This window comes from Pseudomonas sp. GM78, from assembly GCF_000282475.1.
In the GTDB taxonomy this organism is placed as follows: Bacteria; Pseudomonadota; Gammaproteobacteria; order Pseudomonadales; family Pseudomonadaceae; genus Aquipseudomonas.
On record NZ_AKJF01000079.1, the window covers coordinates 1 to 16,679 of the forward strand.

Sequence of the window (16,679 nt, forward strand, 5' to 3'; positions counted from 1 at the left end):
AGTGACTCGCCGTAAGGGCGAAACCATAAGCCGCCGTTACCGCAGGAATGGATATGTACTCCGTCAACCATTCTCCGCCAATCCGGCGCCTTCAGGCTCTTGCTGCAACTCTTCCCACAACTCGGCAGCCCCCGGAAACTCCGTGCCATCTTCAGGGCTCAGCTCATCAGGATCGTAACGGCTCAAGCAACCCTCACCCAAGGTGGCGGGCGCCTTGGAGGTGGCTTTGTCCAGTGGATCGGCCATGCTCAAATCCTCGGTGTAGAAACGGCGAAGGGCCTGCAGCGATTGAACGCCCAGGCCCTTCGAATTTCAACCCTGTCGTGCAGCGATCAGAACACCACGGTTTTGTTGCCGTGTACCAGCACCCGGTCTTCCAGGTGGTAGCGCAGACCACGGGCCAGTACCATTTTTTCGACATCACGACCGAAGCGCACCATGTCTTCGATGCTGTCGCTGTGGCTGACGCGCACCACGTCCTGCTCGATGATCGGGCCGGCGTCCAATTCTTCGGTCACATAGTGGCAAGTAGCGCCGATCAGCTTTACCCCGCGCAGGGAAGCCTGGTGGTACGGCTTGGCGCCGACGAACGACGGCAGGAAGCTGTGGTGGATGTTGATGACCTTGTGCGCATATTCACGGCACAACTCAGGTGGCAGGATTTGCATGTAGCGGGCCAATACCACCACTTCGGCATCATGCTGCTTGACCAGGCGCGAGACTTCGGCAAATGCCGGTTCCTTGTCCTGGGGATTGACCGGTACGTGGTAGTAGGGAATGCCGTGCCATTCGACCATGCTGCGCAGGTCGTCGTGGTTGGAAATCACGCAGGCGATTTCACAATCGAGCTCATCGCTGTGCCAGCGATGCAGCAAGTCGGCGAGGCAGTGAGACTCGCGGCTGGCCATCAGCACCACGCGCTTTTTCTGCTCGGTATCGGTGATGCGCCAGTCCATCGAGAACTCTTCGGCAATCGGCGCAAAGGCTTCGCGCAAGGCGTCGATCCCGAAAGGCAGCGAGTCAGCACGAATTTCGTGACGCATGAAGAACCAGCCACTCAGATTGTCCGAGTGGTGGCTCGCTTCAGTGATCCAGCCGTTATGTGACGCCAGAAAGTTACTGACTTTGGCAACGATGCCGACGCGGTCCGGGCAAGAAATCACCAGCCGAAAAGTGCGCATGAGGGGGAAACTCCAGAACTTCGCAAAGGCGCCCATTCTAGCGATTGCGCAGCAAAACTGCAGTATTGATGAAGCGCTGCCTTCCCCGATGGCCCGCGCCAAAGGTCCGCGCAGCACCAGAGAGACGCCCGGCACACTGTACTTGGGCATCGACCAGCATTGGTTTGTAAATATCTGTAGCACCGGGCTGCACATTATTTAACTACGCTTCCAATGCGTGCTGAATTCACTGGAATTTAATTAAATAAACTCAGGTTTAATGTTTACTTGATGAAACAGCCTGACTATTATTGCCGCACTGTCACCTGCCATCCAGCGCCCTACATAAGGTAGTAATCATGTCCTTGATCAACGAATATCGCGCCACCGAAGAAGCTATCAAAGAGCTGCAAGCCCGTTTGAAGAATCTGTCCCAAGACGACAAACTGCAGACCGAGCTGGAATTCGAAGGCAAACTGCGCACCCTGATGGGCGAATATTCCAAATCCCTGCGCGACATCATCGCGCTGCTGGATCCAGAAGCCAAAACCAAAGCACCACGTGGCGGCGCAGTAAAAACTACTGGCACCAAGCGTGCTCGCAAAGTTAAACAATACAAAAACCCGCACAACGGCGAAGTCATCGAAACCAAAGGTGGCAACCACAAAACTCTGAAAGAGTGGAAAGCCAAGTGGGGCGGTGACGTGGTTGAAGGCTGGGCTACCCTGCTGGGCTAAGCTTGCGCGCCTGTCGCGGATCGATTGCGACACAAAAAACGCCAGCACACGCTGGCGTTTTTTTATGCCCGGAGTTTAGCCCCGGGACATTTTCGATTTCAAAGATTCAAACGTTTGCGTAAATCCTGAACATATTCCTGCCAATCATTGAGTACCGCCTGCTGCGACGAAGTCGCTGTAAGGGCCAACTGGGCTGCGGCCTCTGCGAAACTATCCAGGGTATTGGGCGCGCCCCATTCAGGCACTGACAGACGTTTCTGACAGAATATTCGCCAGCGTTCTTGCTCGTCGAGACTCAAGGTATCGGGGAAGTTACGTGCTCGATATCGAAACAATAGCTCTGGCAAACGTTCGTCATCGAAAGGCCATTGCTCTTGCGCCAATTGCAGCGGGTCGACTGTTCTGACTTGCTCGCATAGACGCCGGTCACGGTCGCCGATAAATCCATCGTATAACTGTTGTTCAGGATCCTCACTCGAGGAGAAATCTTCCCGGGCATAAATCGCCAGAACTTTAGCTTGCCAATCTTGCTGCGCGTCACTTAGCCGCAGTGCACGTTGCTGATAGAGCGCAACATCCATTCCCAGGCGCAGCTGATCTTCAGGACGAAGAACCGATAACGGCGCCACCACGGGGCATTTATTGATGTGGATAAGCTTGAGCGGTACTGGCAACTCACCCTCTGCCAGGTCCTCGCGGCGGGTATATAAGCGCTGGCGCAAGGTTTCGGCATCAAGATCGAGCAGGCCCTGCGGGTCGAGGTGCAAGTCGCAAACAATCAATGCGTTCTTGTTGCGCGGGTGCCAGGCCAGGGGCAACACCACGCCGACATAGTTGCGCGCCGCAGAAAAGCGCCCCGAAACATGCACCATGGGTTGCAGCAAGCGCACCTGGTCCAGAACCTTTTGCTTACTGCGAAGCTGAAACAACCAGTCATACAACTTCGGCTGCTTTTCCCGAATCAGGCGCGCCAGGGCGATCGTGGCGCGAACGTCCGACAGCGCTTCGTGGGCGTTGCCATGATCGAGGCCGTTGGCGGCGGTCAGGCGTTCGAGCTTGAGCGTCACCCGCCCCTCATCGTCTGTCGGCCAGACAAGGCCATCGGGGCGCAAGGCATAGGCCGCACGCACGACATCGATCAGGTCCCAACGACTGTTACCGCCTTGCCACTCCCGCGCATAAGGGTCGAAAAAATTGCGGTACAGACTGTAGCGGGTCATCTCATCGTCGAAGCGCAGCGTGTTGTACCCGGCACCGCAGGTACCCGGAGCCGCCAGCTGGGCATGGACGCGGGTCATGAAGTCGGCTTCGCTCAACCCGTCCTCGGTCAGTCGGGCGGGCGTGATGCCAGTGATTGCGCAGGCCGCGGGATGCGGCAGGATGTCGTCGCTGGGCAGGCAAAAGAGGTTGACCGGCTCGTCGATTTCATTGAGCTCGAAGTCAGTACGCAACCCCGCCATTTGCAGCGGGCGGTCGCAACGGGGATTGATACCCGTCGTTTCGTAGTCGTACCAGAAGATGGAGGTCACGGGCTATTCCTGAACTGAAGATTGGCGAAGTCTAGGCGTTCCCGTCCCGCTCCGGCCAGCGATCGTGCTATTCAATCATCCCTGGCCACGCAATGTGCAATACATACTTATGTCGTTTTTCCCGGCGAGGCTGCTAGCATCGGGTGTAGAGACAAACCGACCAGGCCACACCCTCAGGTGCCCATGCTCGACGCCACAGCACTGCCACGGAAAGCAACGCTGCCCCCACCACTGGACACGCGGTACCGGGTCGAAACGCCCGAAGGCATAGACTTGCCACTGCGCCCGGCCGGGTTGATGGTGCGTGCACTGGCGTTTTCCATCGACCTGGCGTTGCGCGGGTTGATCCTGGGCCTTCTGTTCATTGCCCTGGCGATGCTCGGAAAACTCGGTGCCGGGCTGGGTTCGATCCTGCTCTTCGGTGTGAGCTGGTGGTACATGGTGCTGTTCGAAGTCTTCAACCAGGGGCGTTCACCGGGCAAGCAATGGATGGGCCTGCGTGTCATTCAGGACGATGGCACGCCCGTTGGCTGGTCCACGTCACTGTTGCGCAACCTGCTGCGATTTGTCGACATGTTGCCGTTCGGCTATTTTCTCGGCGCTATCAGTTGCCTGCAACACCCCAACTTCAAGCGCCTCGGTGACCTGGCCGCCGGCACGCTGGTGGTCTACCGCGAGCAGCCGCTCACCCGTCCGCAACTGCCGCCCTCGCAACCCCGTCGCCCACCCTTTGCCCTGACACTGACCGAGCAACGCGCCATCCTCGGCTTTGCCGAACGCCAGGCCGGACTGTCCGACGCCAGGGCCAATGAACTCGCCTCGATCCTCGCGTGGCCCTTGCAGGTTCCGCCGCCCCGCGCCATGGCCGAACTCAACGGCATCGCCCACGGCTTGTTGGGCCCGCCATGAAACAGAGCCTTTTCGAACATCGGCACATGGCCGAATGGGAGCAGTTTTCCCTCATGCTGGACAGGCTGGAGCACGACAGTAAAGCCAAAGGGACCGGCAATTTCCCAGCCGATTATCGGCGCATCTGCCAACACCTGGCGCTGGCCCGCGAGCGCGGTTACAGCAGTTTCCTGATCGACTCATTGCAACAACAGGTATTGCGCGGACATCAGCAGCTTTATCGACATCGCAGTCAGCTGGGGGGCCATGCGCTGGGTTTCATCCTGGCCGGTTTCCCCCGGCTGGTACGCGAACAATGGCGCTTCGTGCTCGCCGCCAGCCTGATGTTTTTCGGTAGCCTTTTCGTGATTGCAGGCCTGGTGTATCTGTTCCCGGACCTGGTCTACAACCTGATTCCGGCCGATCAGGTCAGCGACATGCAAAGCATGTACGACCCCGACGCCGGTCACCTGGGGCGCTCGATGGAGCGCGCAGCCAGTGAAGACTGGGCGATGTTTGGCTACTACATCATGCACAACATCGGGATCGCCTTTCAGACTTACGCCAGTGGATTGCTATTTGGCCTGGGCAGCGCGTTTTTCCTGGTTTTCAACGGCTTGATGATCGGCGCGGTGGCCGGGCACCTGACGCATATCGGCTACGGGCAAAGCTTCTGGTCATTCGTGGTGGGGCACGGTGCCTTTGAATTGACCGCCATTGCCCTGGCGGGTGCCGCCGGCCTGCAACTGGGTTGGGCGTTGATTGCACCGGGCCCCCTGCCCCGTGCCGAAGCCTTGCGCCTGGCGGCCCGCAAGAGCGTGCTGCTGATTTGTGGCGTCATGCTGTTCCTGCTGATTGCGGCATTCATCGAAGCCTACTGGTCGTCGATGACAACCCCGGCGCCCCTGACCAAATACCTGGTCGGTGCGGCCCTGTGGGTGCTGGTGGCGGCGTACCTGCTATTCGCCGGACGGACGCGCCATGCGCCTGAGTGACACCACCGTGGTCATTCGCCCAAGACCGACCTGGGAAGCCATGGACCTCGGTGTGCTGTTGAGCCAGCGTCACCGGCGCCTGCTGATGAGCAGTTGGGCCATCGTCACCTTGCCGGTTTTCGCGCTGCTCACCTGGTTGCTGTGGGATTCGCCGACCCTGGCCGTGTTCATCTTCTGGTGGCTGAAACCGGCCTTCGAGCGCTTGCCGTTGTACATCCTTTCCAAAGCCATCTTCGGGGAAACACCCACCCTCAAGCAGGCGCTTTGCCAGTGGCCCCGGTTGCTCAAGCCGCAACTGCTGGCCAGCCTGACCTGGCGACGCCTGAGCCTGAGTCGCAGCTTCGTGCTGCCCGTGTTGCAGCTCGAAGGCCTGAGCGGTGATGCGCGCCAACAGCGATTACAGGTGTTGTTGCAGCGTGACGCCAGCGCGGCACGCTGGCTGACCGTGATCGGTGCTCATCTGGAAGGCGCGTTATGGATCGGCTTGATGGTGCTGTTTTATCTGCTGCTGCCGCAACAGGTCGCCCTCGACTGGAGCTGGCAGTCGCTGATCAGCGCCGCGACGCAGGAATGGCACTGGCTGGAGCACCTGTCCAACGGCTTCTACGTCCTGGTGCTGGTGGTTTGGGAACCGGTCTACGTGGCCGCTGGCTTCAGCCTGTATCTGAACCGACGCACCGCACTCGAAGCCTGGGATATCGAGCTGGTGTTTCGCCGCCTGTCCCAGCGTTTGAGCGGAGCATCCCTTGCCCTGTTGATGGCAGCAACCTTGCTGCTGTCGACTGCACCAACCGCCTGGGCGACCCCTGCAACGCCCGACAGCCCGCGCTTGCTGGAGCAACCACTGACCAGCCAGGCGTCCCGGGACAGCATCAAGGCCATTCTCGATCAGCCACCGTTCAAGAACAGGGAAACCGTCACCCGCTATCGATTCGGCGAAAATCAGGCCGCCGACGAACGCACGGACGAAGACAACACACCTCAATGGCTGAAAGCGCTGCTCCGGATGTTTGACAACCAGCACTTCGGCGCACTGGCCACGCTGATCGAAGTTGTGCTGTGGTCAACCGTGATCACCGCCATCGGAGTCTTGATCTGGTACTACCGCGAGTGGTTGCAGGCCTTCGTCAGCCGTCGCCCGCGCCCCGCTGAGAAAGCCCCGCATCCGCCCGCCCTGCAGGCCTTCGGCCTGGACCTCAGCCGCGAGACCCTGCCTCCAGATATCGCTGCCAGTGCTGAAAGCCTCTGGCAAAGCAATCCGCGAGCAGCGCTTGGGTTGCTCTATCGCGCCCTGCTCAGCCGTCTGTTGCACGACTTCGACATACCGCTCAAAGCCGCCGACACCGAAGGCCAGGTACTGGAACGCATCAAACAACTGCAGCAACCGGCACTGTTGGCCTTCAGCGAGGACCTGACCGCGCACTGGCAAAACATGGCCTACGGGCACCGCCTGCCGCCCGCACAAGTGCAGCGCGAACTGTGCGACGCCTGGCGCAGCGTATTTGGCCCGGGAATCGTCCGATGAACCGGCACACCTGGCCGATCGTCAGCGCAGTGGGCGCTGTGCTGCTGGCTGCGCTGATGACTTATCTGTACTTGAAGGCAACGCCCTATACGGCCGAAATCGATCACGGCCCTTCGCCTGAAGCCCTGGCCAATCCCTACCTGGCCGCCGAGCTTTTTCTGCGCAAGCAGGGCCTGAGTGTCAGTCACGCCAACAGCCTCGACGTCCTGCCAAGCCTTGCGCCACATCATCACAGTCTGTTGTTGTTCGGCGACCGCTACAACATGACGCCCAGGCAAATCGATCAACTGCTGAACTGGACCCGGGATGGCGGGCGCCTGCTGTTCGTTGCACAGTCGCTGTGGGATGAGAAGACCGGGCAAAGCAATGACCTGTTGCTGGATCGGGTGCAACTGCAGCAATCGCTTAGCAAAGACCTCACGGACCCGCCGCCCGATCCGCCCGGCGATCCCTACCCGCAACTGACCAAACTCTATCTGGAACATGAAGACGCACCGGCCTACGCCGGCTTCGATACCGCGTTCCATCTCGAAGACCCGAAAAACCTCGCCCAGACCCGGGCCAACAGTGGCAAAGCCACCCATATGATGAAACTGGACCACGGGCTTGGCTCGATCATCGTGGTGACCGACGCCGACCTGTGGAAAACCCCGGCCATCGATCAATACGACAATGCCTGGCTGCTCTGGTACCTGACCGCCAATACCGATGTGACCCTGCTGTTCAACACCGAGCACGACAGCTTGCTGACACTGCTGCTGCGCTATTTCCCCCAGGCGTTGGTCGCCTTGGTCGCCCTGATCGGCCTGACTTGCTGGCACTTCGGCATGCGCCAAGGCCCACTGCTGGAGCCGCAGGTTAAAGCCCGCCGCCAACTGCAGGAACACCTGCGCGCCAGCGCCGATTTCATGTTGCGGCACAATGGCCAGGACCACCTGCTGCAAGCCTTGCAGCAAGACATACTGCGCCGCGTGAGACATCGTCATCCTGACTATGAACAACTGGATATCGCCGAACAATGGCAGGTACTCGCCCGCCTGAGCGGCCAGCCCGCAGAAGCGATCAGCCAAGCCATGGGCCCGCAGGCAAAGCAGCGGCTTTCCAGCGCTGAATTCAGTCGCCAGGTCGCCCGCCTGCAAACCTTGAGGAATGCGTTATGAGTCAACCGATCGAGCCCGATGCAATCAACCACGCCACCCGGCAACGCCAGCGTGCCTGCCAGTTGGCCCAGGCGGTGCGCCAGGAATTGCAAAAAGCCGTGATCGGTCAGGACACGGTCATCGACGACGTGCTCACCGCCCTGCTTGCTGGCGGCCATGTATTGCTCGAAGGCGTGCCGGGTCTGGGCAAGACGTTGCTGGTCAGGGCGCTGGCCCGCTGTTTCGGCGGCGAGTTCGCGCGCATCCAGTTCACGCCGGACCTGATGCCCAGCGATGTCACCGGGCATGCGGTGTACGACTTGCAGACCGAGCAATTCAAACTGCGCAAGGGCCCGTTGTTCACCAACCTGCTGCTCGCCGACGAGATCAACCGTGCCCCGGCAAAAACCCAGGCCGCGCTGCTCGAAGCCATGCAGGAACGCCAGGTCACCCTCGAAGGCCGCGCCCTGCCCATCGCGCAGCCGTTCATGGTGCTCGCCACGCAAAACCCCATCGAACAGGAAGGCACATACCCGTTGCCGGAAGCCGAACTCGATCGCTTCATGCTCAAGGTGCGCATGGACTACCCCGACGCCGAGCAGGAGTTGGACATGGTGCGTCAGGTCAGCCGCTCGACCCGGGCCGACATGCTCGATGTGCAACCGCTGCGCACCGTGCTGCAAGCCAAGGAGGTACTAGTGTTGCAGCGCATCGCCAGTGATTTGCCGCTGGACGACCAGGTCCTCGACTACGCCGTACGCCTGGCTCGCACCACCCGCAGCTGGCCCGGCCTGACCCTCGGTGCCGGGCCTCGTGCGTCCATTGCGCTGGTGCGCTGCGCCAGGGCGCGGGCCTTGTTGCGCGGCGGTGAGTTTGTGATTCCGGACGACATAAAAGGCTGCGCCCTGGCCGTGCTGCGCCATCGCGTGCGCATCGCACCAGAACTGGACATCGAAGGGCTGGACGTCGATCAGGTACTACGGCAACTGCTCGATCAAGTATCGGCGCCACGGCTGTGAAACCCTCGCGCCTGCTGCTGGTCTGGCTCGCAATCCTGCTGGTCATCGGTCTCTTTTTGGGCGCATTGCGCGCACTGGACATCGCCGTTCCATCAACGCTGTTCTCGATCAACTGGGGCTTGCTATTGGCACTCCTGGCCCTGGCGATGCTCGACGCCATCCGCCTCAAACGCCTGCCCTCGCCCCGGGTACAACGACAAATGCCCGGCAGCCTGGCCCTCGGCCGCTGGACTGCGGTGCGACTGCAAGTCGAGCACGACTTTCCCCTGCCACTGAACATCCAGGTCTACGACCACGTACCCGACGGGTTGAGCTTCGAGAACCTGCCCCTGTCGGTCGAACTTCAACCCGGTCAACTCAGTTACGTCGACTATCGCCTGCGCCCGCTCAAGCGCGGCCACTTCAGCTTCGAGCACTGCGAAATCAGCCTGCCCAGCCCATTGGGTCTATGGCTCGGCAAACGCCTGCTGAGCGTGTTCGACAATACCCGCGTCTACCCCGACTTCGCCCGACTCTACGGCGGCCAATTGCTGGCGGTGGATAACTGGCTCAGCCAACTCGGCGTGCGCCAGCGCCAACGACGCGGCCTGGGCCTGGAGTTTCATCAGCTACGGGAGTTTCGCGAAGGCGACAGCCTGCGCCAGATCGACTGGAAAGCCACCGCCCGCCAACGCACACCGATCGCCCGGGAGTACCAGGACGAACGTGACCAACAGATCATCTTCATGCTCGATTGCGGTCGACGCATGCGCAGCCAAGACGGTGAGCTGGCGCACTTCGATCACGCGCTCAATGCTTGCCTGTTGCTGAGCTACGTGGCGTTGCGTCAAGGTGATGCAGTGGGGCTGAACACCTTCGCCAGCGACCAACCGCGTTATCTCGCGCCTGTGAAAGGTGCCGGGCAACTCAACGTTTTGCTCAACGCGGTCTACGACCTGAACAGCACTCAACGCAGCGCCGATTATCAAGCGGCTACCACGCAACTACTGTCTCGACAGAAACGGCGGGCGCTAGTGCTGCTGGTGACCAATCTGCGCGATGAAGACGATGAAGAACTGCTGACGGCCGTCAAGCGCTTGAGCCAGCAGCATCAGGTGCTGGTCGCAAGCTTGCGTGAAAACGTCCTGGATACGACGCGAGCATTGCCGGTGCAAACCTTGGCAGAGGCGCTGGCCTATTGTGGGACAGTCGAATACCTGACTTCCCGCGCAGCACTCCATGAGCGCTTGATCGCCCACGGAGTGCCGGTAGTGGATAGTCAGCCTGAGGCATTGGGCCCCGCGCTGGTCACGCGTTACTTGAGCTGGAAAAAAGCAGGGACGATTTAGCGCCCTGTTCCTCCATGCGCAATATGCGCTGCATCAGGCCGACGCCGGCAACGGCTGAAAACTGAAGTACTGCCTCAACGCCTCCACCAGTTGCCCATACTCCGGGGGCGCCCGTTGCAGGCTGAACCCGGCGTCATAGAAATGAGGGGTTGCGTCTTCATGGCACCACAGGCAACACGCCCGCAGGTCGATGACCTGCATGCACCCGCCGCTCGCGGGGATTTTCAGGCGCAAATCGAAATCCGCGCCGATCATCATCGGCAGCTGACTGATGAGCATCAGCCCGTCTTCGGAGACATTGCCCAGATAGCCAATGGGTTTGTCGGTAATGCGGTTGAACACTTTCAGAAAATACGGCAGTTGATGCCGCTCGATCCGGCGGTCAGTGAACATGCTGAATTCGCTATGCCAGGCCCTTAAGCAGGGCCGCACTAATGCTTCGGAACGGGCCTGCCTGCTATTGAATGAGGCATGGGCGCGCTCTCCCCGATCCTGGTGCGACAGTCCATGAACCGCTGCCGCTTACTCCTGCCGATCACAGGTGTTACGTCGGTTTGGAGACGAGGCTCTAAACCGCTTAATTCGACTATAGCTCACCGTCGCGGGTGAGCCAGCCATTGAATGAGAAACGTAATCAGAAGCGGGTGGGGCGCACCGCGGCCGAACTGCGCAGCGGGTAGTGACCCAGCGCTTGCAAGGTTTCCAGGCGTGCCTGGGCGCGGTAGGCGTATTCGCTTTGCGGATAGGATGCGAGGATGAACTGATAAGTCTGCGCCGCATCGACAAACAGTTTCTGCCGCTCCAGGCACAAACCGCGCAGCATCGACACTTCCGGCCACACATAAGGCCGCGCGCGGCTGGCACGTTCCACTTTGGACAGCTCGAGCGTCACCTGCTCGCAATTGCCACGGTCATAGGCGCTGTAGGCCAGGTTCAAATGGTGGTTCATCGACCAACGGGTGCAGCCCACTACACTGAGGGCAAGGACGGCTATGAGCACGAATCGCATGGGAGTTCTCCTGACTTGAGCTCTGTATCGACCCGTGGGCGAAAATCTTCAGGCTGCCATTAACCAAAAGTGTTCATTCAAAGAAACAAACCAATAAGTAGTGCACATGAACAATGACTACACCCCAAGAGCATAGTAGCCTCACTCAGCGCTTGAACTCAGGAGTCTTTGCATGTCCGTCCGTCGTACCAAAATCGTCGCCACCCTTGGCCCGGCCAGTAACTCGCCGGAAGTTCTCGAACAGCTGATCCTGGCTGGCCTGGACGTCGCCCGCCTGAACTTCTCCCACGGCACCCCCGACGAGCACAAGGCTCGCGCTAAGCTGGTGCGTGACCTCGCTGCCAAGCACGGTCGCTTCGTCGCCCTGCTGGGTGACCTGCAAGGCCCGAAAATCCGTATCGCCAAATTCGCCAACAAGAAGATCGAGCTGAAGATCGGTGATCAATTCACCTTCTCCACCAGCCATCCCCTGACCGAAGGCAACCAGCAAGTGGTCGGCATCGACTACCCGGACCTGGTCAAGGACTGCGGCGTAGGCGACGAGCTGCTGCTCGACGACGGCCGCGTCGTAATGCGCGTCGATACCGCCACCGCCACCGAACTGAACTGCACCGTGACCATCGGCGGCCCGCTGTCGGACCATAAAGGCATCAACCGTCGCGGTGGCGGCCTGACGGCACCGGCCCTTACCGAGAAAGACAAGGCCGACATCAAACTCGCTGCCGAAATGCAGGTCGACTACCTCGCCGTGTCCTTCCCGCGCGACGCCGCCGACATGGAATACGCCCGTCAACTGCGCGACGAAGCCGGCGGTACCGCCTGGCTGGTGGCGAAGATCGAACGTGCCGAAGCCGTGGCCGACGACGAAACCCTCGATGGCCTGATCAATGCCTCCGACGCCGTGATGGTGGCCCGTGGTGACCTGGGCGTGGAAATCGGCGACGCCGAACTGGTGGGCATCCAGAAGAAAATCATTCTGCACGCACGCCGCCACAACAAGGCCGTGATCGTGGCGACCCAGATGATGGAGTCGATGATCCAGAACCCGATGCCAACCCGCGCCGAAGTGTCCGACGTAGCCAACGCCGTGCTCGACTACACCGACGCCGTGATGCTCTCGGCCGAAAGCGCCGCCGGCCTGTATCCGCTGGAAGCCGTGCAAGCCATGGCGCGCATCTGCATCGGCGCTGAAAAGCACCCGACCAGCAAGACCTCCAGCCACCGCATCGGTAAAGAATTCCAGCGCTGCGACGAGAGCATTGCACTGGCGACCATGTACACCGCCAACCACTTCCCTGGCGTAAAAGCGATCATCGCCCTGACCGAAAGCGGCTACACCCCGCTGATCATGTCGCGCATCCGTTCTTCAGTGCCGATCTACGCGTTCACCCCGCACCGTGAAGCCCAGGCGCGCGCTGCAATGTTCCGTGGCGTGTACACCATTCCGTTCGATCCGGCTTCGCTGGCGCCGAACGAAGTCAGCCAGAAGGCGATCGACGAGCTGGTCAAGCGCGGCGTCGTGGAGAAAGGCGACTGGGTCATCCTGACCAAGGGCGACAGCTACCACACCACCGGTGGCACCAACGGCATGAAGATTTTGCACGTTGGCGATCCGATGGTCTGAAACCTTAACCAATAAACAGGCCTCCCAGTTCGCGCTGGGGGGCTTTTTTTATGACCATAATTCATGATTTCGAGTCTACCTGACAGTTCTGACAGTACCGGTAAAGTCTTCCGACAGGCTGAATGACCTGGTCCAGCATCCATCCGGGGGCCTGGAAAATTCAACGCAGAAAGTTGGCGTACGCCAAGGAGAAAACAATGCTCAATCAAGACTTAGAAGTCTCAGCAAATATGTCGGGGAAAATTGATCTGGCTTTCGGGCTGAACGGCGTTGCTGCAATCAACATTTCGGGAGCACAGACAACGCCGTTCTCGATGATCAATGGCCCAGATGACACTCTGTATGTATGTGGCACAGTGAGGCCCCAAGGCGAGTCGAAATTTTTTATAACTGCTTTGAATTCGGCAGGCGAAATCATCAGCGAGTTTGGCAATAAAGGCTATGTCATCGGTGTGTTTGACGAAGGCGAGTCATCGAACGCGATTGAGCTGGTGTTAAAAAATGACAAATTACTACTAGTGGGATCTTCCTACATCGGAACGGACCCTTATCCTGCGCTGGCACGGTTTGACCTGATGGGTAACATTGACCCAACGTTCGGGGAAACCGGACGAGGCAAAATTGTTCACTTTATACCCGGCCCGGCGGGTACCTCACCTGACCAGAAACTTTCCACCTTCTTCAAATCCGACTCAGAGAACGGCGGCATCCAGAAAAACTCATTGATCGAACTGGATGACGGAAAAATCCTGCTTTCTCACTACTTCTTTAGAAGCGGAGCACCCAGTTATGGCGTGATCGTCCGCACCCTCGCCAATGGATCGCTGGACACTAACTTCAACGGCAAGGGTTATCTGGAAGTCATCGCTCCGGGCAATGAAAACGGCCAGACGCAGATTCAAGATGTCACCGTCGACTCAGAAGGTCGATACGTAGTCTGCGGCAGCATTTGGGCCAGAGACTCCTCGCCTGTGCAAACGTTTTTTGCTCGTTTCAGTTCCAATGGAACACCTGACCTCACTTTCGGGCCGCAGGGTTTCCGCATCGTAAACGACCCGGAGGGTCTGCCCGGCGGTGCAAGGGCCGAAGTGCTCCAATCTTTGGAAAATGGAGGTATTTTGAGTCTGGGCACTTCCGTACATGAACCTTACATAGGTCAATTGCTGCAACTGCAGGCAAACGGTGAATTCGACCCTGAGTTCAACAAAGGAAAGCCGCTCAATACCCGGTTGGCTGAAAGCAGCACACTGTGGAAAACGTTCACGCGCCAGACTGACGGAAAGCTGGTGGTCGCAGGAGCAATAGACAAAAACAAGAATTCATTAATCTTCGACATCGTGGTCGCGCGTTTTGATGAAACTGGTGCCCCCGATTTGACTTTCAATGAGCCGCTCGGCTGGGCACGCACACGTTTAAGCCCGCAAACTGACGCAGTTTTTTCAGTAGTGTTGCAACGCGAAAAAATTGTTGTGGCCGGGATTTCAGGAACTAACGGTGTGGTGGTTCGCTATCACGGGTGATCCACTACCCGGCATTTGCCGACCTGCAAGCTCTCACCCACGGGGCAGGAAGACGTCAGCCAAGAGTTGATTGCGCGGCAATCCCGCCAGATACAAGCGCCGGGCAAACGCATCTACGTTGTCCGGTGCCCCACAGACCAAAGCCAGGGTTTGCCGGGAAACAATCCGCAGTTGTGCCAGAGCCGCTGGCAACTCGGCCGGGGTCCAAAGCTCGATACTGAGGTTCGGGCGGCTGACCGCCATGGCTTGCAGGGGTTTGGCCAGATAATGCTCATTGGCGTCATGGGCCAAGTGAATGGCGCGAATAGCACCCCGATGATCCTGACGCAACGCTTCGCGCAACACGCCAAACAACGGCCCCAGCCCGGTGCCGGCGGCCATCAGCCACAGCGGGCGGTCGTGCCAGTCCGGGTCGTAGTGCAACGCGCCGCCACGCAACTCGCCGAGGCGAATCGGGTCGCCGATGCTCAACTGACGGGCTGCGTCGCTGAACTCCCCCGGCTTGCGACAATCAAGGTGAAACTCGAGAAAGCGGTCCTCTTCCGGCAGGCTGGCGAGGGAGTATGGCCGCGCCACATTGCCCGCCCATAACACCAGATGCTGGCCGGCGCTGTAGCGCAATGGCCGCTGCGTCGTCAGGCGCAAGCGCAACACGTTGGGGCTCAGCCAATCGACAGCAGCGACCTGGGCCGGGCGACCGTCCTGTTGCGGGTCGAAGGTGTGCACCTGCAAGTCCTCGACCACCTGACACTGGCAGGCCAGGCGCCAGCCTTGCTGGCGCTGCTCTGCACTCAAGGCATCGGGGCGGCTGTCGCTCGGCAACCCTTGTACGCATTGCACCAGGCACGCATGGCAACTGCCGGCACGACAACTATAAGGCACCGACACGCCGTTCTGATTCAGGGCATCCAGCAGATTACTGCCAGTGGCCACCGGCCATTGGCGGTCGCCAACACGTAACTCAGGCATCGACGTTTTCCCATGCCGCCGCGCACCGGTTGCGGCCGTCACGCTTGGCCCGATACAGCGCCTGGTCGGCCCGCTGCAAGGCCTCGTCAAGATCATCGCCCGGTAACAACAGGGTCATGCCGGCGGACAGGCTGAGACTGCCGACCTTCAAGCCGATCAGCTCGACATCAATGAAGGCGAGGCGCAGCCGCTCGCAACAAGCCGTCAATCGCTCGGCATCGCAATCAGGCAGCAACACCACAAACTCTTCTCCGCCGTAGCGCGCCAGGACATCACCGTCGCGCAGGCAGGCCGACGCCACGCCGGCAAATGCCTGCAACACCTGATCGCCCGCCGCATGGCCGTGAATGTCGTTGATGCGTTTGAAGTGGTCGAGGTCGATCAGCGCCAGGCCATGCACGACGTTGGCGTCCATGATCTTGAGTTCGCGCGAAGCCAGGCGCAGGAAATGCCGGCGATTGAACAATCCGGTCAACTCGTCGGTGGCTACCAGGTCCTCGAGCTGGCGCATCATTCCGCGCAATGTGTCCTGGTGTGCCTGCAAGGCGAAGCGGCGCTGACGCATGCGCAAGCGCGAGGCCTGGACGTAACGGGCGTACAGCTCCAGCCAGACCAGCACGATAAACAGCACGCACACCTGCAACACGGCCAGCGCCGGATCGGCCAGCTGGAAGTGGTAGCCCTCCCACAGCGTGATCGTGCTGAAACTGAAAAATACCAGCAACGCGCACCGTGCAAAGGCACGGCGCGACAGATGAAACAGCCCGAACAACAGAATCAGCACGTAGAACACCAGGAACGCACCGCGAGCCTCATCCAGATTGGCAATCAGCCAGGTTTGCCAGCCCAGCCCCAGCAGCACTTGCGGCTCGGTCAGGCTGGGGTCGGAAAAACGCAGGTTGCAACCGCTGTAAAACACCGCGAACAACGCCGCCTGGCTGATGACCACCAGCGCGCTGCCGACGGCGACATCGGCCAGCGGTACATCGTAATGGCCGGTAAAAAACGCCAGCCACAGCAGTAGCAGAGCCAGGGCGTAGGTGCCGGCTGCGAGGCCAAAACGTTTGAGCAACAGGCGCTGGATGGCGTTATGGGTCAATCGTTGACTCACCCTATGAAAGAAGGCTGACAGAGCGTCCTACTCTACAGACCGAATGTCACTTTAGTGGTGCGGCCGATAAATAACCATTCAATTTTCGAGTGACACAATTCCACGGTAGGAGCTGCCGCAGGCTGC

General features: G+C 59.7%; 16 protein-coding genes. 9 read left to right on the forward strand and 7 right to left on the reverse strand.

The genetic code is table 11. The features are described from left to right. Positions 1-63: 63 nt before the first annotated feature. Both PMI35_RS18720 and purU read right to left on the reverse strand, forming a co-directional pair. On the reverse strand, positions 64-246 hold the full coding sequence (locus PMI35_RS18720; RefSeq protein ID WP_008058680.1) for a hypothetical protein: 183 nt from the start codon (positions 244-246) through the stop codon (positions 64-66). Between the two features lie 86 nt (positions 247-332). Beyond that, positions 333-1,181, reverse strand: coding sequence for a formyltetrahydrofolate deformylase (purU, locus tag PMI35_RS18715; RefSeq protein ID WP_008058682.1), 849 nt, complete (start codon positions 1,179-1,181; stop codon positions 333-335). 338 nt (positions 1,182-1,519) lie between these two features. Here purU and mvaT point away from each other — a divergent pair, with 338 nt between their 5' ends. Further along, positions 1,520-1,897 carry a histone-like nucleoid-structuring protein MvaT gene (gene mvaT / locus PMI35_RS18710; RefSeq protein WP_008058684.1) on the forward strand — a complete coding sequence of 126 codons (378 nt, stop codon included), beginning with the start codon at positions 1,520-1,522 and terminating at the stop codon, positions 1,895-1,897. Positions 1,898-1,995: 98 nt separating this feature from the next. On the opposite strand, the gene sbcB is transcribed toward mvaT, so the two are convergent. Next, the gene (gene sbcB, locus PMI35_RS18705) at positions 1,996-3,426 is read right to left on the reverse strand and encodes an exodeoxyribonuclease I (protein ID WP_008058686.1); all 1,431 of its coding nucleotides are present in this window, start codon (positions 3,424-3,426) and stop codon (positions 1,996-1,998) included. Between the two features lie 183 nt (positions 3,427-3,609). Between sbcB and PMI35_RS18700 the strand changes: the two genes are divergently transcribed. From PMI35_RS18700 to PMI35_RS18675, 6 genes are read left to right on the forward strand one after another with little or no spacing between them, the layout of a single operon-like run. Then, positions 3,610-4,335 carry an RDD family protein gene (locus PMI35_RS18700; protein ID WP_008058688.1) on the forward strand — a complete coding sequence of 242 codons (726 nt, stop codon included), beginning with the start codon at positions 3,610-3,612 and terminating at the stop codon, positions 4,333-4,335. Next, positions 4,332-5,309, forward strand: coding sequence for a stage II sporulation protein M (locus PMI35_RS18695; protein ID WP_008058689.1), 978 nt, complete (start codon positions 4,332-4,334; stop codon positions 5,307-5,309). The genes PMI35_RS18700 and PMI35_RS18695 overlap by 4 nt, the downstream gene beginning before the upstream one ends. Continuing rightward, entirely contained in the window at positions 5,296-6,834 is a 1,539-nt protein-coding gene (locus tag PMI35_RS18690) for a DUF4129 domain-containing protein (protein WP_008058690.1), read from the forward strand. Before PMI35_RS18695 ends, PMI35_RS18690 begins: the two co-directional genes overlap by 14 nt. Next, on the forward strand, positions 6,831-7,994 hold the full coding sequence (locus PMI35_RS18685; RefSeq protein WP_008058691.1) for a DUF4350 domain-containing protein: 1,164 nt from the start codon (positions 6,831-6,833) through the stop codon (positions 7,992-7,994). Before PMI35_RS18690 ends, PMI35_RS18685 begins: the two co-directional genes overlap by 4 nt. Beyond that, the gene (locus PMI35_RS18680; RefSeq protein WP_008058692.1) at positions 7,991-8,992 is read left to right on the forward strand and encodes an AAA family ATPase; all 1,002 of its coding nucleotides are present in this window, start codon (positions 7,991-7,993) and stop codon (positions 8,990-8,992) included. Before PMI35_RS18685 ends, PMI35_RS18680 begins: the two co-directional genes overlap by 4 nt. Then, positions 8,989-10,320 carry a DUF58 domain-containing protein gene (locus PMI35_RS18675; protein WP_008058693.1) on the forward strand — a complete coding sequence of 444 codons (1,332 nt, stop codon included), beginning with the start codon at positions 8,989-8,991 and terminating at the stop codon, positions 10,318-10,320. The genes PMI35_RS18680 and PMI35_RS18675 overlap by 4 nt, the downstream gene beginning before the upstream one ends. Before the next feature lie 33 nt (positions 10,321-10,353). Here the strand turns inward: PMI35_RS18675 and PMI35_RS18670 are convergent, their stop codons facing one another. Continuing rightward, complete coding sequence (locus PMI35_RS18670) at positions 10,354-10,713, reverse strand: PilZ domain-containing protein (RefSeq protein ID WP_008058694.1); 360 nt, start codon at positions 10,711-10,713, stop codon at positions 10,354-10,356. Between the two features lie 241 nt (positions 10,714-10,954). Next, complete coding sequence (locus PMI35_RS18665; RefSeq protein ID WP_008058695.1) at positions 10,955-11,329, reverse strand: tetratricopeptide repeat protein; 375 nt, start codon at positions 11,327-11,329, stop codon at positions 10,955-10,957. A gap of 172 nt (positions 11,330-11,501) precedes the next feature. Between PMI35_RS18665 and pyk the strand changes: the two genes are divergently transcribed. Continuing rightward, positions 11,502-12,953 (forward strand): pyruvate kinase, encoded by a 1,452-nt coding sequence (pyk, locus tag PMI35_RS18660; protein ID WP_008058696.1) that lies wholly within the window; start codon positions 11,502-11,504, stop codon positions 12,951-12,953. A 197-nt stretch (positions 12,954-13,150) separates the two neighbouring features. Then, entirely contained in the window at positions 13,151-14,473 is a 1,323-nt protein-coding gene (locus PMI35_RS18655; RefSeq protein ID WP_008058697.1) for a delta-60 repeat domain-containing protein, read from the forward strand. A gap of 33 nt (positions 14,474-14,506) precedes the next feature. Here the strand turns inward: PMI35_RS18655 and PMI35_RS18650 are convergent, their stop codons facing one another. Both PMI35_RS18650 and PMI35_RS18645 read right to left on the reverse strand, forming a co-directional pair. Beyond that, a complete protein-coding gene (locus PMI35_RS18650; protein ID WP_008058698.1) occupies positions 14,507-15,442 on the reverse strand; it encodes an iron-sulfur-binding ferredoxin reductase in 936 nt (311 codons plus the stop codon). Further along, positions 15,435-16,541 (reverse strand): GGDEF domain-containing protein, encoded by a 1,107-nt coding sequence (locus PMI35_RS18645; RefSeq protein ID WP_008058699.1) that lies wholly within the window; start codon positions 16,539-16,541, stop codon positions 15,435-15,437. The genes PMI35_RS18650 and PMI35_RS18645 overlap by 8 nt, the downstream gene beginning before the upstream one ends. Positions 16,542-16,679: the final 138 nt, after the last annotated feature.

Coding starts and splice junctions, on each gene's coding strand:
- PMI35_RS18680 (WP_008058692.1), top strand. CDS start 7,991: ATGAGTCAACCGATCGAGCCCGATGCAATCAACCACGCCACCCGGCAA.
- PMI35_RS18655 (WP_008058697.1), top strand. CDS start 13,151: ATGCTCAATCAAGACTTAGAAGTCTCAGCAAATATGTCGGGGAAAATT.
- PMI35_RS18690 (WP_008058690.1), top strand. CDS start 5,296: ATGCGCCTGAGTGACACCACCGTGGTCATTCGCCCAAGACCGACCTGG.
- PMI35_RS18700 (WP_008058688.1), top strand. CDS start 3,610: ATGCTCGACGCCACAGCACTGCCACGGAAAGCAACGCTGCCCCCACCA.
- PMI35_RS18670 (WP_008058694.1), bottom strand. CDS start 10,713: ATGTTCACTGACCGCCGGATCGAGCGGCATCAACTGCCGTATTTTCTG.
- PMI35_RS18720 (WP_008058680.1), bottom strand. CDS start 246: ATGGCCGATCCACTGGACAAAGCCACCTCCAAGGCGCCCGCCACCTTG.
- PMI35_RS18685 (WP_008058691.1), top strand. CDS start 6,831: ATGAACCGGCACACCTGGCCGATCGTCAGCGCAGTGGGCGCTGTGCTG.
- PMI35_RS18650 (WP_008058698.1), bottom strand. CDS start 15,442: ATGCCTGAGTTACGTGTTGGCGACCGCCAATGGCCGGTGGCCACTGGC.
- purU (WP_008058682.1), bottom strand. CDS start 1,181: ATGCGCACTTTTCGGCTGGTGATTTCTTGCCCGGACCGCGTCGGCATC.
- mvaT (WP_008058684.1), top strand. CDS start 1,520: ATGTCCTTGATCAACGAATATCGCGCCACCGAAGAAGCTATCAAAGAG.
- PMI35_RS18695 (WP_008058689.1), top strand. CDS start 4,332: ATGAAACAGAGCCTTTTCGAACATCGGCACATGGCCGAATGGGAGCAG.
- PMI35_RS18665 (WP_008058695.1), bottom strand. CDS start 11,329: ATGCGATTCGTGCTCATAGCCGTCCTTGCCCTCAGTGTAGTGGGCTGC.
- pyk (WP_008058696.1), top strand. CDS start 11,502: ATGTCCGTCCGTCGTACCAAAATCGTCGCCACCCTTGGCCCGGCCAGT.